General features: G+C 60.0%; 13 protein-coding genes. 12 read left to right on the forward strand and 1 reads right to left on the reverse strand.

Going from position 1 to position 14,678, the window contains the following annotated elements:
- The first annotated feature begins 147 nt into the window (after positions 1-147).
- The 12 genes from EPN96_07675 (at position 148) to EPN96_07730 (ending at position 12,715) form a co-directional block, all read left to right on the forward strand.
- Positions 148-2,118, forward strand: coding sequence for a response regulator (locus EPN96_07675; GenBank protein ID TAL16881.1), 1,971 nt, complete (start codon positions 148-150; stop codon positions 2,116-2,118).
- Positions 2,119-2,385: 267 nt separating this feature from the next.
- Positions 2,386-3,093, forward strand: a complete 708-nt coding sequence (locus tag EPN96_07680) for an MgtC/SapB family protein (GenBank protein TAL16882.1) — start codon at positions 2,386-2,388, stop codon at positions 3,091-3,093.
- Between the two features lie 122 nt (positions 3,094-3,215).
- Positions 3,216-4,097 (forward strand): AAA family ATPase, encoded by an 882-nt coding sequence (locus EPN96_07685; protein TAL16883.1) that lies wholly within the window; start codon positions 3,216-3,218, stop codon positions 4,095-4,097.
- Positions 4,069-4,521, forward strand: coding sequence for a hypothetical protein (locus tag EPN96_07690; GenBank protein ID TAL16884.1), 453 nt, complete (start codon positions 4,069-4,071; stop codon positions 4,519-4,521). Before EPN96_07685 ends, EPN96_07690 begins: the two co-directional genes overlap by 29 nt.
- A complete protein-coding gene (locus EPN96_07695; protein TAL16885.1) occupies positions 4,521-5,471 on the forward strand; it encodes a hypothetical protein in 951 nt (316 codons plus the stop codon). Before EPN96_07690 ends, EPN96_07695 begins: the two co-directional genes overlap by 1 nt.
- A 71-nt stretch (positions 5,472-5,542) precedes the next feature.
- A complete protein-coding gene (locus tag EPN96_07700; GenBank protein TAL16886.1) occupies positions 5,543-7,006 on the forward strand; it encodes a CRTAC1 family protein in 1,464 nt (487 codons plus the stop codon).
- 124 nt (positions 7,007-7,130) lie between these two features.
- Positions 7,131-8,105 carry a hypothetical protein gene (locus tag EPN96_07705; GenBank protein ID TAL16887.1) on the forward strand — a complete coding sequence of 325 codons (975 nt, stop codon included), beginning with the start codon at positions 7,131-7,133 and terminating at the stop codon, positions 8,103-8,105.
- Positions 8,102-9,913: a hypothetical protein gene (locus tag EPN96_07710; GenBank protein TAL16888.1), complete on the forward strand. Its 1,812-nt coding sequence runs from the start codon at positions 8,102-8,104 to the stop codon at positions 9,911-9,913. The genes EPN96_07705 and EPN96_07710 overlap by 4 nt, the downstream gene beginning before the upstream one ends.
- A gap of 40 nt (positions 9,914-9,953) precedes the next feature.
- Entirely contained in the window at positions 9,954-10,517 is a 564-nt protein-coding gene (locus EPN96_07715; GenBank protein ID TAL16889.1) for a hypothetical protein, read from the forward strand.
- 138 nt (positions 10,518-10,655) lie between these two features.
- Entirely contained in the window at positions 10,656-11,807 is a 1,152-nt protein-coding gene (locus EPN96_07720) for an RNA methyltransferase (GenBank protein TAL16890.1), read from the forward strand.
- A 10-nt stretch (positions 11,808-11,817) separates the two neighbouring features.
- Positions 11,818-12,129, forward strand: a complete 312-nt coding sequence (locus tag EPN96_07725) for a hypothetical protein (protein TAL16891.1) — start codon at positions 11,818-11,820, stop codon at positions 12,127-12,129.
- Positions 12,130-12,505: 376 nt separating this feature from the next.
- The gene (locus EPN96_07730) at positions 12,506-12,715 is read left to right on the forward strand and encodes a hypothetical protein (GenBank protein ID TAL16892.1); all 210 of its coding nucleotides are present in this window, start codon (positions 12,506-12,508) and stop codon (positions 12,713-12,715) included.
- Between the two features lie 57 nt (positions 12,716-12,772).
- On the opposite strand, the gene EPN96_07735 is transcribed toward EPN96_07730, so the two are convergent.
- Positions 12,773-13,858, reverse strand: a complete 1,086-nt coding sequence (locus tag EPN96_07735; GenBank protein TAL16895.1) for a PQQ-dependent sugar dehydrogenase — start codon at positions 13,856-13,858, stop codon at positions 12,773-12,775.
- Positions 13,859-14,678: the final 820 nt, after the last annotated feature.

Genomic DNA, 14,678 nt, shown 5'->3' on the forward strand with positions numbered 1-14,678 from the left:
ATTGCGGGGTTTTGAGTTTGGGGCCCTGCGGGTTTTTAAAATCGGTCTTAAGAAATTTGTGAGAGAAACCTCCGGGACTTTTATATATACTCCTTCGGACTCGGTTACAGGCAGGCACTTCATGAAGGGTTCCGGACTCAAGTTTTGATGGATAGCGAAAAAAAGGAAGAGAAGCCGAAGGTTTTCACCCTCGCCAGCGACGAGGGCAGGTACAGGCTTCTGGTTGAGAACGCCCACGTGGGCATCTGCGTCTGTCAGGGCGACAGGGTCTGTTACGCGAACAGGGCTTTCGCCGCCATGACTGGCTACACCCTCCTTGAACTTACCTCCCATAGCCTCCTGCGCATCGTCCACCAGGAGGATCACCCCCACGTAATCCGTGAATACTCCCGCCGCATGCGCGGCGAAAACGAGGCCTCAAGCTACGAGTTTCGCGGAGTGACCAAAGAGGGGCGGGTAAAATGGCTCCTCATGAGCGCCATCCGCATCGACTGGGACGGCAAACCCGCGGCTCTCGATTTCGTCACCGACCTCAGCGACCGCCGGTACATGGAAGAGACGCTCCGGAAAAGCGAGGCGCGCTACCGCTCCCTGACCGACGACGTCCTCGACAACTCCGCGGTCGGCCTCGTGATTCTCGACGGCGAACTGAAAGTGGCCTGGGCCAACCGCACCTTCGGTGAATTTTTCAGCATTCAAAGGGAGCTGACTATCGGGCTTTCGGCCGGGAGGGTGCTTGAGACCCTTCAAAAAGCCGCCACGGACCCCTCGGGTTTTCTCCTTTCGGCTAGAGACGCGCTGAAAGGTGAAGGGCGGACGGCCACCTTTGAATTTTCGGCGAAACCGGCTCCGGGGAAAGAGGAGCGCCACATTGAGTGCCGGACGCAGCACGTCGGGGAGGGGCTTTTCAGCGGCGGGCGCATACTCCATTTTTACGACATCACCCCCCAGAAGACGGCGCAGCTTGAAAACGCCGCCATGCAGGCGAAGCTCCTCCAGTCGCAGCGGCTGGAGACGGCGGGCACCCTTGCCTGCGGCATAGCGCACGACTTCAACAATATACTCCAGTCCATCTGCCTCAACGCGCATCTTTTGTCTTCTCAAAGCGCCCTGGCGGAGCAGGACCAGCTCTATCTTTCGCGCATAGATTCCGCCGCCGGGCGGGGGACAAAGCTGGTAAACCAGCTACTCGCTTTCAGCAGGGGAATGCAGGCTTCCTTCGACGCCATATCGCTTTCGGAGGCTGTTTTAAAAGGCGTGGAGATGCTCGGCTGGATATTGCCCGAAAACATAAAGGTGGTGACCGAATTGTCGCCGGAGGAGTGCGCCATTCTCGGCGACGAGGGGCAGATAGAGCAGATACTCCTGAATCTGGCGATGAACTCCAGAGACGCCATGCCGGAGGGCGGAGTTTTCAGGGTAACGGCCGGGCCGGTGAAGGTATCGGGGAGAAACAGGGAGGTGGAGCCGGGGGACTACGTCCTTCTCACAGTCGAGGACAGCGGTCACGGCATGGAGGAATCCACTCTTTGCAGAATCTACGACCCCTTCTTCACCACGAAGGAGGTCGGCAAGGGCTCCGGTATAGGCATGTCGGTCGTTTACGGCATCGTAAGAGACCACGGCGGTCAGATTTTCTGCAACTCGACGCCCGGAAAGGGAACCGTCTTCAGCATTTACTTCAAGCGGGCAGGCGTAGCGCGTATCCACCGGAAGGCAAAGGCGGCGGAACCGGAGGTTCTGCCCGGAAAGAGAGAAGGGGTGCTCGTGGTCGACGACGAGCCCTTCATCGCCGAGAGCCTTTGCGACGTACTCAAGGCGAACGGCTACGAGGCGCTGGCGGCCAACAGCGGCGAGGCTGCGCTGGAACTCTACAAGGAGCAGTCCGGAAAGATCGACCTCGTCGTCCTCGATCTCGGCATGCCGGGCATGGGGGGTAAAGAGTGCCTCGAATGCCTCAGGAAGATGGACGGCGAACTGAAAATTATCGTCGCCAGCGGCTACGACGCGGCCACTCACGCCGGGGAAGTGAAAAAACTCGGAGCCAAAGCCTTCATCTCCAAACCCTACAGCATCTCGGGGCTTCTCAGGACTATCGAGGAGATACTGGAAGGGTAGCGCCGGACGGCTTCGGCTTTTGCCGCGATGCGGGCGTCGCTTCTCGCTCGCGCTCCTCGCCGTAGGCCCGCTACTGTCTTCGTCGCGCTCGCTGCGGGCTCCTTGCCTCGCGCCAAAATCCTTTGCCGTATTTAAAACCTGAAACGGATCCGCGCCGCCCCGCCCTTCACAACTGAAGGCCCGCGCAACAATCCCCTTTCCGCCAACCTCCCGAATCTGTAATATTCAAGGGTAAGAATTCTCTTTGCCAGTGGCGGTAAGGATTCCATGCTCCAGTTCACCGTTCCCGACGATACCTTCGAGATGATCATCCGCCTTTCCGCCGCTGCGGCGGCCGGAGGGGTGATAGGCCTTGAGCGCTACATTCAGGGGCGCTCGGCGGGGCTTCGCACCCATGTGCTTGTCTGCGTGGGCAGCGCCCTTTTCACCCTCTTTTCCCTCATCGCGCCTCGTTATAACGAGGTCGCGGGAGCCGGCGCGGACCCCGGAAGGATCGCCGCGCAGATAGTCACCGGCATCGGCTTTCTCGGCGCGGGCGTCATCCTGAAACAGGGGGTGACTGTGCGCGGCCTGACCACGGCGGCCTGCCTCTGGGTTGCCGCGGGGATAGGCATGACGGCTGCGGGGGGCCTTTACTTCCTCACCCTCTTCGTCACGGCGCTCACGGTGGTCACGCTCTTCGGCCTGAATCTTTTCGAGATGAAATTTCACAACACCATCTACCGCCATGTAATGGTGGTGACGGACCTTGGCGAGGATGTCTCGGAGATAATCGAGAAGGTCAACTCCTCGGGCGTCACCGTTTTCGCCTGCGATTCGGCGCGCAATTTCGAGACGGGCAGGATGACCGTGGACATGGAAGTGCGCCTCCTTCGGCGCGGCTCGACTCAGCCCATCGCCGACAAGACGCTAAAGGCGCTTCAAGCCTCCGGTATTCCGGTGCATTCTTTCTCGTGGAGGCGCGAAGCCTCTTAGCTTGTTTCTTGCCCGCTCCTTGGTTATCCTCTCCCCTGCCGATTCAACCTTGACAAGTTACGGCACGGCCCTTGCTTTTTAATTGCCGACTGTCTGATTCCCTTTCATATAAGGTTTCGCATATGCACAGAAAACTTGAAAAAATATTCTACGAGGTAAAAAAGCCCACCCTGAAATGGGACGACATCGGTGGTTTCGCGGATGTGAAGAAGATCGTGAAGGAAATGGTCTCCCTGCCGCTGATGAAGCCCGAGCTGATGGCGAAAGTCGGGCTTGAGCGCCCCGCCGGGGTGATGCTCTGGGGGCCGCTCGGCGTGGGTATCACCATGCTGGCCGAGGCCGCCGCCACGGAGGCGGGCGTCTCCTTCGTCTACGTTTCAGGGCAGGAGATGCTCGGAAAGCCGGAGCAGATCTCCGAAGCCTTCCACGATGCGGTTCACGAGGCTCCCTGCGTGCTTTTCATCTCCGACACCGAGTGGCTCTGTCCGCGCGCGGGTTGTTCCTACGAGTGGGGGCCGGGAAATTTCCGCGGAATCCCGCCCACCTTCGCCGACAGGGAACTGTCAGAGCTCTTCATCCGGGAGATCGACGCCATTCAGGCCCACAAGAACGTGATGCTTGTCGGCTCCTGCTACCGCATCGACACGGTCGATCAGGCGATAATCAAGGAAAAGCGCCGCTTCAACCGCAAGATCTTCGTCCACCCGCCGAAGGCCATAGACCGCGAGGGGATGATCAATATCTATCTTAAGAAGATGCCCTCCGTCGACCCGAAGGTGAGCGCGAAGGAGCTTAGCCTGCGCACCGAGGGGTACGTGGGCTGGGACGCGGAGAGCCTTTGCAAGCGCGCCGCGCTGGAGGCGGTGAAGGACGATCGGGACGTTGTTTCGATGGCGGATTTCGAGGCGGCCCTTTTGCAGGTCACTCCCTGGCTGACCCCCGACATGACGGAAAAATACAACGAGATTGACAAGAATGACTGCCCCCATCACTACGCCTTCTGAGAGGGACGACTTCTACGCCTTTTTAAAGCGCCTTCACGGCCATCGCTGCCCCATGTCGATTCTCGGGGCGAGGCTGGGGCTGGCGGCGCGTGAGAGGGTGGGCAGACACGGCGAGGACGGCGACGTGGCGGCGGTCTATTACCACCGCACCTGCGCCATCGACGGCATTCAGGCCGCGCTCGGCACCACCTCGGGCAACACCAACATCGAAGTGCGCCCCGAGGGGATTCACCGCCTCGAAGCGGTGAACAAGACAAAAAGAATGTACGTCACCGTATCCCTGACGGAGGAGGCCCTCGGCCGCGGCAGGGAGTACGGCGAGCTGCGGCGCTCCGGCGGCGACAAGGCGAGGATGGAAGAGATTCTCAAAGGCCTCGAATCCGCGCCGGAGAGCGAACTGATTTGCATCGAGGCCCATAGCTGATGGAGCTTGCCCGCGAGTTTTTCCGCATCGTCCTCCAGGAAGCGGGGAAGATGTGGTGGTTCACCCTTCTCGGCATAACCATCGCGGCCCTGATAAAGACCTACCAGCTCGACCGCCACATAAGGCAGTACGTCGGAAAGTTCGGACACTTCTCGATACTGGCGGCAGTGGGGATAGGCCTGGTCTCGCCCCTTTGCTCCTGCGGCATACTACCCGTGATTATTCCGATGGCGCTCGCGGGAGTGCCTTTGCCCCCGCTGATGGCGCTGCTCACAACCAGCCCGGTTATGGACCCCACCTCGTTTGTCCTCACGATGGGGGCTCTCGGGCCGGAGCTGGCCTGGTGGAAACTTGGGGGGGCCGCCTTTCTCGGACTCCTCTCGGGGTACGCGACGCATTTTTTTATAAGGACGGGCATTTTTTCTGGAAACCTTATCAGGCTAAAGCCAGTACATAACGAGAAGGGCGATCTTGCCAGCGCCTATGAGATCGGGTGCGCCAACGGAATCTTTCTTCGCACCATGAAGGTTGTGCAAAGAGAAAGCAAATTCCGCTTTTTCCTCGACAGGTTTTTCGACATCGGGGTCTTCGTGGGTTTCTGGGTTCTGATGGCGATCTTCATCGAGGCGGCGATTCACATCTTCGTACCGGTGAGCGCCGTAACCTGGCTGGTAGGAAAAAAAGGACCCTTCTCCGTGGTCTGGGCGGCGCTGATAGGGATTCCCCTGCCGCTCCATCAGATACCGGCGATTCCGGTGCTGGCGGGGTTAAAGGCGAAGGGGATGGCGGTTGGCGCGGATATTGCTTTTTTAATGGCGGGCCCGGTAACGTCGATTCCGGCGATGGCCGCTCTTTATGCGATATTTATTCCCAGAGTTGTGGTAGCATTTATCGCAACAGGGTTATTGGGCTCCATCTTCCTCGGCCTTCTGCGGATGGCTGTTGGTTGACGGATTTTAAGACAGCAAACTGAACGATAGACGGATTATCGACACATACACCCTTTGAAAGGAGACGGCTTATGAGACGGCTCGCTATCTCTTTACTCGCCGCCACGATGGCTGTTCCGGCGCTGGCCGCCAGCCCGATCTTCACCGACATAACCGCAAAGTCCGGCACCGGCGACCCCGGAAACGGCAAGGGAGTGGCTTTCGCCGACATCGACAACGACGGCGACTGGGATCTCTACGTTTCCAACAAGGGCGGCCCCAACAAGCTCTTCCGCAACGACGGTAAGGGCGAGTTCACCGACATCACCGCGCAGGCGGGCGACAACGTCGGCGACGCGGGCTTCGTCATGGGCTCGGTCTTCTTCGACTACGACAACGACGGGTGGGTGGATCTCTACCTCCCTAAGGGCGGCCGCTACGAGATTGAAGCCAACCGCCTCCTCAGGAACGTCGGCGGCAAGTTCGTGGACGTGACGGAAAAGGCCGGAGTAGGCTCCAAGGAATTCACCTACGCAGCCGCCTCCGCCGACTACGACCACGACGGCTATCTCGATCTCTACCTCGCCAACTACGGCGTCAACAAGACCAACACCCTCTACCGCAACAACGGCGACGGCACCTTCACCGACGTTACCGCCAAGGCGGGGGTGGGCGACCGCTCCTGGTCCTGGATGGCCACCTGGGCCGACGTGAACGGCGACGGCTGGGACGATCTCTACGTCGTCAACGGGCGCTACCCCGCCGGTGAGCCGAACACCCTCTACATCAACAACGGCGACGGCACCTTCAAGAACGTCTCCCGCGAATCCGGAGCGGACGATCCGAACTGGGGCCTCGGCGCAGCCTTCAACGATCTCGACAGGGACGGCGACCTCGACCTGTTCGTCTCCAACTACGTCGGGCCGAACGCCCTTTACTACAACGACGGCGCCGGCCACTTCACCAAGGCCGATCCCGTCAAGGTCGGGCTCAATCACGTTGGCTGGGGCAAAGGTCCCTCCTGGGGCGACGTTGACAACGACGGCGACGTAGACCTCTACGAAGGCGACTGCAAGGCCGCCAACCAGCTCTACATCAACAACGGCAAGGGCGTCTTCACCGACATGACCAAAGACAACCCCGCTGTCGCCTGCGCCGCCGTCCGCTCCAAGGGCACCGCCCTCGCCGACATCGACAGCGACGGCGATCTCGATCTCTACGTCATCAACTGGGCCGCTCCGAACGTGCTGGCCCTCAACAACACCGATAACGGCGATTACCTTAAGGTTCGCCTCACCGGCAGCGTCTCCAACCACATGGCGGTCGGTTCCCGCGTGTGGGTGCGCGACGGTAAGAAGCTGGTCGGCATGAGCGACCTCCAGACCTCCTCGGGCTTCTGCTCGCAGCCGCCCCAGGAACTCCACTTCGGCCTCTCCGCCGCCAGGACCTACACCGTCGAAGTCCGCTTCCCCAGCGGCCTTCGCAAGGTGGTCGAGAACGTAAAGGCCGGGCAGACCATCACCATCGAGGAGCCCGGTGAAGTGGCGAAGCGCTAATCCGAAAAGCATTTCAAATAAAAGAAGGTCGCGGCTTCGCGGCCTTCTTTTTTGCCTTCTCGCCGCCCTCGCTTTTTTCGGGTGCGGCGCCCGAAAAGCGGCGGTTGAGACGGGAGGCGGCGGTTTGACCGGCTCCGGGCTCATCGTCGAGGGGCTGGTGTCGCTCGAAAACAGGGGTTTCACCGGGGCCAGGGTCTACGCCTACCTTCCGGAATCCTTCACCGGGGGTGGCGAGCCGGTTCCGGCGGGAACCGCCGAAAGCGGGGTCAACGGGCGCTTCTCGATGGAACTTCCGGAGGGGAAATACATCCTTCTGGCGAGGGCTCCGGGCAAATTCGCCTGGTTCGGCAGAAACCCCCTTAAGGTCTCCGCGCACCAGCGCGGCCTGAGCCTTCCTCTCGTAGCGGCGGAGGGAGTGACCACCGCCGCCGTGGCGGAAGGCGAGGAAAACATCAGGGGGAGGGTGCTCCTAGGCGGGAAACCGGCAGCGGGAGTGCGGGTTTCCGCCCATCTTCGGGCCGACGCGGGCTTTCGGGGCCAGCCCTACGCCTCCAGCGCTCTGACAGCCTCCGACGGTGAGTACAAACTGGCGCTCGATCCGGGGGTTTATTTTATCACGGCCCGTAAGCGCGCTACCGGCCTCGAAGTCGGCCCGCTCACGCCCGGCGACCTCTTCGGCGTCCTTCCCGAGCTGCCGCTCAAGGTCGGCCGGGGCAAAGAGCAAAAAAGCGACATAGAGCTCGTCGAGCTTCCCTCCTACGAGCAGCAGGCCCGTTACAGGACGCGCTTCGCGAAGCTGGAGGGGACGATTCGCACCGGCGAGGGCAACCCCGCAGAGGGTTTTCGCGCCTGTCTCTACGACAATCCGAGAATGCTCGGCGAGCCTCTCGCCATCTCGGCTCCAACCGGCCCCGACGGCAGGTTTACCATCTCCGTCTCGGTGGTCGGGCGCTACTACCTTGGCGCGCGCGAGCACCTCGGCGGCCCGCCGGTAAGCGGGGAGAGGGTCGGCTTCGCCAGGGACGCTCCGGAGGGTTACGAGATTGCGCCCGGCAAGGTCTTCGAGTCCCTCGAAGTCATTCTGGTGGTCGCGCCGTGAAGAGAGCCGCGTTTCCGGTGCTTCTTTTCTTTCTCGCGGGGTGCGCCTCCCTGCCTGCCCAAAAGGGAGGCGACAATCGGGAACTTAACTGGTCCGGAGAGATTCGCCTCGACAAGACCCTCAAACTTTCGCGCGGCACGAGTCTCACAATCGCGCCCGGCACCGTTATCCGCCTCGGGTGGGCCGACGAGGACGGCGACGGCCTCGGCGACACCTCCATTCATCTGGAGGGCGGCAAGCTGACCTCCCTCGGCACGCCGGAAGCGCCGATACTCTTCACCTCCGGGCAGGCCCCGGCCCAGGCCGGTAAGTGGGGCGAACTCCGGGTGGATTTCGGCTCGGTGGAGCTGAAATACACCGTCATTGAGGGCTCCACGCGGGGGCTTCACCTGCACTTTTGCAGCGGCCTCGTCGAGGATTCGATCCTCCGGCAGAACCACGACGGCACGCGGATAGGCGAATCGACGATGGTTTTTCGCCGCTGCCTCTTTTCCGGTCAGGAGGGGAAAGGGTTCAACTCCCGCGCCTCCAGAAACCTCGTGGAAAACTGCCTTTTCAGGGGCAACAAGCGCGGCATCTTCCTCTTCGAGGGTGACGAGGGCAGTGTCTTTAGGGACAACGTTTTCACCGGCAACGAGATACCCTTCCGGCTCGGCGATTTTTACGAGGGAGAATTGAAACTTGCGCCCAACAGGTGGGACGACCCCACGGACCAGTACCGGCCCGAAGGCTCCACCGCCCGCGTAGAGTTTGTAAACGCGCCGGTCACGGGCGCGGGGCCCGAAAACTGGCCGCTTCTTTGGGTCAAGTGGAAAGTCCCGATGGAAGGCTACGCCGACGCGCTGACGGCGGACGAAAGCGGCGTCTACGCGGTGTCTTTCGGCGGAGAACTCAAGCGGCTCGCCCTCTTCGACGGCTCGCTCCTCGCCTCGGCGAAGCTTCTCGACACCCTCGATTCCCCGCCGGCTCCCGGAAGGGTAAACAATAAACCTTATCTGGCCGTCCAATGCTGGAACAGGGGAATTTACCTCCTCGACGGCGAGACCCTGAAAGAACTGGACAGTTTCGTCGAAACATCTTCTCCCGCGGACGACCACCGCCAGTCGTCGCCGCTGATTGCGGGCGGGAAACTCTTCGCCGCTACCTGGGCGGGCAAGGTGAGGGGGTTCGCGATAACCGGCGGGGGGCTTGAAAACCTTTGGGAATTCGCCGCCGGAGGCCCCTTCCGGGGGGACCTCGCCCTTACGGCGAGAGGAGAACTGCTCGCCCCCTCCGGGGACGGGTCGCTTTACGCTCTCGGGATGGACGACGGCGCTAAAAAGTGGGAGTACAAGGCGAGAGCGCCCCTTCTTTCCGGCGCGGAAATTTTTGAGGAAAAGGTTTTTATTGCCGATAAGGGGGGAGTTCTGCATTCGCTCGGCGAAAACGGAAAGCTTCTCTGGAAGAGCGCTCTTTCCGGCCCCGCGTGGTACGCGAGGCCGCTTCTGGCCGAAGGGGTGCTCTATCAGGGCGACGATGACGGAGGTTTGTCCGCCTTCGACCCCGCAAGCGGCAGTCTCCTCTACCGGGTTCGCCTGGAAGGGGGAATAAGGTCGAGACCCGCGCTGGCGGGAGGGACGCTCGCGGTAGCCACCGCCAAGGGGTTTCTCTACCTTCTTCGCGCAGCGGACGGGTTTATTCTCGACAGGCTTGAGATCGGCGAATCGTCGCTCGCCTCGCCCGCCGTCCTCGGAAAACTCCTCTTCGCGGGCTCGCGGCCCGGCATGATTTTTGGATTAAACATTGAGAGTGCGGGAAAAAAGAATTAAATTACCCCGAGTGAAACGGAACCAAGACCCGGAGAATAAAATGTTCAGAAAAATAATACTTCTTCTTGCTGTGGTGTTTGCTTTCGCGCAGCTTTCAAACGCCTGCGTGGGCAAATCGCTGATCATCGGCACCGACGGCACCGTCAGGTCGAAGGTCGTAGCCAACGTGCTCGCCATCCTCATCAACGAGAGAACCGGGACAACCGTTGAGATCTCCGATTACGACGGCCCCGAGGGTCTTTTCAAGGAGATGACCACCGGCGACGTGGACCTCGGCCTCATGTATGCCGGAGAAGCGCTGATTCGGGGCCAGCAGCCCCTTCCCCCCGACCCAAAAGGGGCGCTTGAGGCGGTGAAGAACTATCACCAGGAAAAGTTCAACCTGGTATGGCTCCCCGAGCTGGGCTTCTCCGAGAGCGGCAACCCGTACTCGCTCGCCGCTTCCGTCGCCCAGAAGCACACCCTTAAAAAGTTCCCCGCCCTCTCAAGGCTCATCGCCAAGACGCAGGGCAAGCTCTCCGACAAGACCGTAGACGCCCTCGGCAGCGCCCCGAGCATTTCAAAAGCAGTGAGAGATTTCCTTAAAGCAGAAAAACTAATCTGACCGCAAAAGCGTTTGTGAATATAAAGAGGGCGTAAATCAGCGCCCTCTTTTTTTTTGTCCTTACGTAGCGCCGAAGAGCATGTGAACTCCGGGTGCAAAGCGGGTATACTTTCTTAACCGCAAACTTTCAGGAGTATTATGGAGACGCAAAGAGAAAAGGGTTTCGTTTTTTTCGCTGTCTGCAATCCGGGCGCGGAAGAAGCGCTTCACAACGAGATGAAGGAGCTTCGCTTCTTCGGGCTCGAAAGGCAAAGCGGCGGGGTCAGTTTCCGCGGGCAGCCTTCCGAGGGCTGGAGGGCGGTTCTAACCCTTCGCGTAGCCGTGCGCGTCTACCGCGAACTCGGGCGCTTTCGGGTTCCCGACGCCGCCGCGCTCTACAACGGCGTCTTCGGGCTGCCGTGGGAGAAGATAATCTCCTCCGTGAACACCATTTCGGTGGACGCGAAGGTGTCGGAATCGCCAACTCTGACCCATTCCGGCTTTACCGCCCTCAAGGTCAAGGACGCCATCGCCGACGCCCTGCGCGAGCGCACGGGGGAACGCCCGAACGTCGACACCAAAGACCCCGACGCCAGAATCTTCGTCCTTGTCCACCGTGACAGGTGCATCATCTCGCTCGACCTCGCGGGGCGCTCCCTCCACCGGCGCGGCTACCGTCAGGGAAGCGTCGAAGCGCCGATCTCCGAGTGCCTCTCTTCGGCGGCGGTCCGCTACTCGGAATGGGACGAAAAATCACCCTTCCTCGACCCCTTCTGCGGCTCCGGGACGATAATGATAGAGGCGGCGATGAAGGCGGCCAGAATCATGCCCGGCTCCCTCGGGAGCAGGTACTCCTTCATGCGCCTCCCCGGTTTCGACGAGTACAGGTGGGAAAAGATGCTGAAGGAGGCGAGGGAAGGGGTGAATATTCCCAAAAAACTCATAATGATAGGCTCCGACATCGACCCCGCTGCGGTAGAAGCCGCGAAGGCGAACGCCGGGGGCGCAGGGGTCGGAGAAATGATCAGGTTCGAGGTCGCCGACGCCGGGGACTTCTCGCCCAAAAAGGGGTGGGGGGCGACTATAATATCAAATCCTCCCTACGGAGAGCGCCTCGAAGACGAAGAGAGCCTGATTCCCCTCTACAACCGTTTCGGCAGGGCTCTTATCAGCAAGTGCTCGGGCTGCGCCGTACACCTCTTCATGACCTCGCAGCGCCTCAGAAAAGCCATGCTTTTAAAACCGGAAAGATACTGGCCGCTGACCCACGGCGGCCTTGACGCCAGACTTTACCGCTTTTTGGTAAAATGAGACTCATTCCATGACCTGCGAATGCGACAACCTCCTGAAAACCGGCTTTTGCGTCCTCACTGACGGCGAGGGCTGGACTTTGGAGGGCGGATATTCACTGTACAGCCTCCTCACCGGAAGGAAAGAGGTTTTTTCGGGGATGAAACTGGTAATATCCGTAAACGGCGAGGACTACGCCTCCGAGGCGCGCTGCTTTACCGGAATACCCTATGAAACCCTCCTCGACGAGGTTTCCGTCCTTCTCGCGAAAGACCGCCTTACCCTGGTGCGTGAAGGGCTCGTCAGGGAATTTTCCACCGGCGGCCAGTCAGCCCTCTCTTAAGCGGCAATCCCGGCTTGCCCCCGATTTATCCCCGTAAATCGCCTCCCCGAAGCCTGCCGGTACCCCCCCACCCCTACCCCTGTTCCAAAAGCGGTTTGAACCGGCGCGCCTGTTTTCGACCCGAATTTAGGTACTCTCTTAAACCTCTAGCCGGAAGGTCGGGAATGCCGTATTTACGCCAAGTGAAGGTAATCACTTGATGTCGAAACTCAAAAAATTTTTGAAATCGCTCTTCCTGTTTTACTGAGTAAAATAACACGAGAAAAAAAGGCGGGTTTTTTGCGTTTTTGCTAAAAAAAGTTTAGCATCGCCAACATCGGAACATTCATATTTCATTTTATCGGCCTCTTGCATAAATCTTATCGGAGAGTGGCAAATGTCCTACGGAAAACAGAGTTCGGCAGAGTACAAGAAAGAGTGCGGCACCTGCGAATGGTGGTCTTGCGGTTGCTCGGAATCCGCGCACGTCGGCGCGTGTTTCTCAACCTTCCCCTCGCTTGGCGTGGACGACACCGGGCAATGCCAGTGCGTCGGCGAGAGCGATTCCTGCGAGCAGTGGACGCCCAAAGACGGCGACAGGCATTAACATCCCCTGCGTTTTCTGAAACTTAGCCGCCTCCCTGCAGAGGCGGCTTTTTTCATGTCATTTTTCGCTGCGGCCCGGGAGTATCCGCCAGACCTCTCCCTCTTCTTCGTCCGTAAGCGCATAGAGGTAGCCGTCGGGCCCCTGCCGTACGTCGCGGAGGCGCCTTCCGGGGGTCGGTATCAGCCGCTCCTCCGCAACCACCTTTTCCCCCTCCAGAGTCAGCCTGACCAGCATCTCTCCCCTCAGGGCCGCGACGAAAAGACTTCCCTTCCAGCCGGGATAGCGGTCGCCGGTATAAAAAGCCATTCCGGCGGGGGCTATCGAGGGCGCCCAGATGCGAATGCCGTCCTCTATTCCCGCTTTTCTCACTCCCTGGCCGATCTTCGCGCCGGTTACGTACTCCGCTCCGTAAGTGACCACCGGCCAGCCGTAGTTTCTGCCCGGACGGACTATGTTTATCTCGTCACCGCCCTGCGGGCCGTGCTCGCTGATCCACAGCTCTCCGGTCGCGGGGTTAATCGCCGCGCCCTGCACGTTCCGGTGGCCGTAGGAGAATACCGGCGAGTCTGACTTCGCGAAGGGATTGTCCGGGGGTATTTTGCCCTCAGGGGTCAGCCGGACGATCTTCCCCAGTTCGTTTTCAAGGTTTTGCGCCTCGTAACGCCGGACAGATCTTTCACCTAGAGTGACGAAAAGCCCCCCTTTGGAGTCGAAGACGAGCCTTGAGCCGAAGTGGGCCTGGCTCTCCACCGGGGGAGACTGGCGGAAGATTACCTCGACCTCGCGGAGTCCGTTCCCGTCGAGTCTGCCGCGCGCCACCGCCGTGCGGTTGGTCCTTCCCGGACCCCTTTCGCTGAACGAAAGATAGACGAAACCGTTTTTGGCGAAATCCGGATCCAGAGCCACGTCGAGCAGCCCTCCCTGTCCCTGCGCGTAGACCTCGGGAACGCCCGCGAGGGGAGGGGAGAGACTCCAGTCAGCGCCCAGCAGCCTGAGAGTCCCCTGTCTTTCGGTCACCAGTTTTCTTCCGTCGGGTAAAAACGCCATACCCCAGGGATGGGAGAGCCCTTCGGCCACGACCTCCTTTAAAAGCGTACTCTCGGTAACCGGCACTTCGGCGGGCTTTTCGACCGCCCCCGCCATTCCCAGCAGGAAAACCGACAAAACCACGATTCCGATGCTCGAAGCCTTGCGAAATACCGCCATGACGTATCCTCACACGCCTCCCCCGGATTTTTACCTAAAATATAGTCCGAAGGGCGGGAGGATGCGACTTAAGGGGTAATCTTTGAGTATCAGGGGACGGCTTCGGCTTTTGCCGCGGGGCTTCGTCGCTACTCGCTCGCGCTCCTCGACGTAGTCACGCTACTGTCTTCGTCGCGCTCGCTGCGGGCTCCTTGCCCGGCGGCAAAATCCTTTGCCGTATATAAAGGCGGATTTTGTGAAATAGACAAACTACCTTCGAGCCGCGTAGGGTGGGCTCGGCCCACCAAAACTGATAAAATATAAATGTAATTATATAGTTGCGGGGCTATCCGCCCCGCGCCCCGGACCCCATCTTCTTTTAGCGCCAAAAGAAGATGGGGGAGAAGAAAGGCGCGCCCCCTTTCCGCCAAAGCGCTCGTTCGTCACTCGGCGAGCTCAAATTCGCTGCGGCTCAGGTTGAGCTCGGAACATCCTCGCTCTCTCACTCGCTGGCGCCGGAGGGCGTGGGGAACGTAAAGAAGGCTCGCACACGAGAAGGCTTGTTTTTATCTCGTGTGCTCGAAGGTATTTTGTTTACAACTATCCAAACCATACGTGTAAAAATCTACCTTCGAGTCCAAAAACATTTCATGATCTCGTTTTTGGACGAGCCATCCTTTCGTCCTCCCCGTGGCCCGTAGGTGACGCAGGGAGCGGAGGCGGAAAGGGCGGCGGGGGGGTCTTAGTGAGCGCAGCGAACGAGTGCCCCCTCACGCCC

The sequence above is a fragment of the bacterium genome, from assembly GCA_004322275.1.
Taxonomy (GTDB): Bacteria; Desulfobacterota; Deferrisomatia; order Deferrisomatales; family BM512; genus SCTA01.

What these genes read in the sequence shown, in the direction of transcription:
- EPN96_07700 (TAL16886.1), top strand. Translation starts at nt 5,543, where the DNA reads ATGAGACGGCTCGCTATCTCTTTACTCGCCGCCACGATGGCTGTTCCG.
- EPN96_07720 (TAL16890.1), top strand. Translation starts at nt 10,656, where the DNA reads ATGGAGACGCAAAGAGAAAAGGGTTTCGTTTTTTTCGCTGTCTGCAAT.
- EPN96_07690 (TAL16884.1), top strand. Translation starts at nt 4,069, where the DNA reads ATGACTGCCCCCATCACTACGCCTTCTGAGAGGGACGACTTCTACGCC.
- EPN96_07695 (TAL16885.1), top strand. Translation starts at nt 4,521, where the DNA reads ATGGAGCTTGCCCGCGAGTTTTTCCGCATCGTCCTCCAGGAAGCGGGG.
- EPN96_07715 (TAL16889.1), top strand. Translation starts at nt 9,954, where the DNA reads ATGTTCAGAAAAATAATACTTCTTCTTGCTGTGGTGTTTGCTTTCGCG.
- EPN96_07680 (TAL16882.1), top strand. Translation starts at nt 2,386, where the DNA reads ATGCTCCAGTTCACCGTTCCCGACGATACCTTCGAGATGATCATCCGC.
- EPN96_07675 (TAL16881.1), top strand. Translation starts at nt 148, where the DNA reads ATGGATAGCGAAAAAAAGGAAGAGAAGCCGAAGGTTTTCACCCTCGCC.
- EPN96_07685 (TAL16883.1), top strand. Translation starts at nt 3,216, where the DNA reads ATGCACAGAAAACTTGAAAAAATATTCTACGAGGTAAAAAAGCCCACC.
- EPN96_07725 (TAL16891.1), top strand. Translation starts at nt 11,818, where the DNA reads ATGACCTGCGAATGCGACAACCTCCTGAAAACCGGCTTTTGCGTCCTC.
- EPN96_07735 (TAL16895.1), bottom strand. Translation starts at nt 13,858, where the DNA reads ATGGCGGGGGCGGTCGAAAAGCCCGCCGAAGTGCCGGTTACCGAGAGT.
- EPN96_07730 (TAL16892.1), top strand. Translation starts at nt 12,506, where the DNA reads ATGTCCTACGGAAAACAGAGTTCGGCAGAGTACAAGAAAGAGTGCGGC.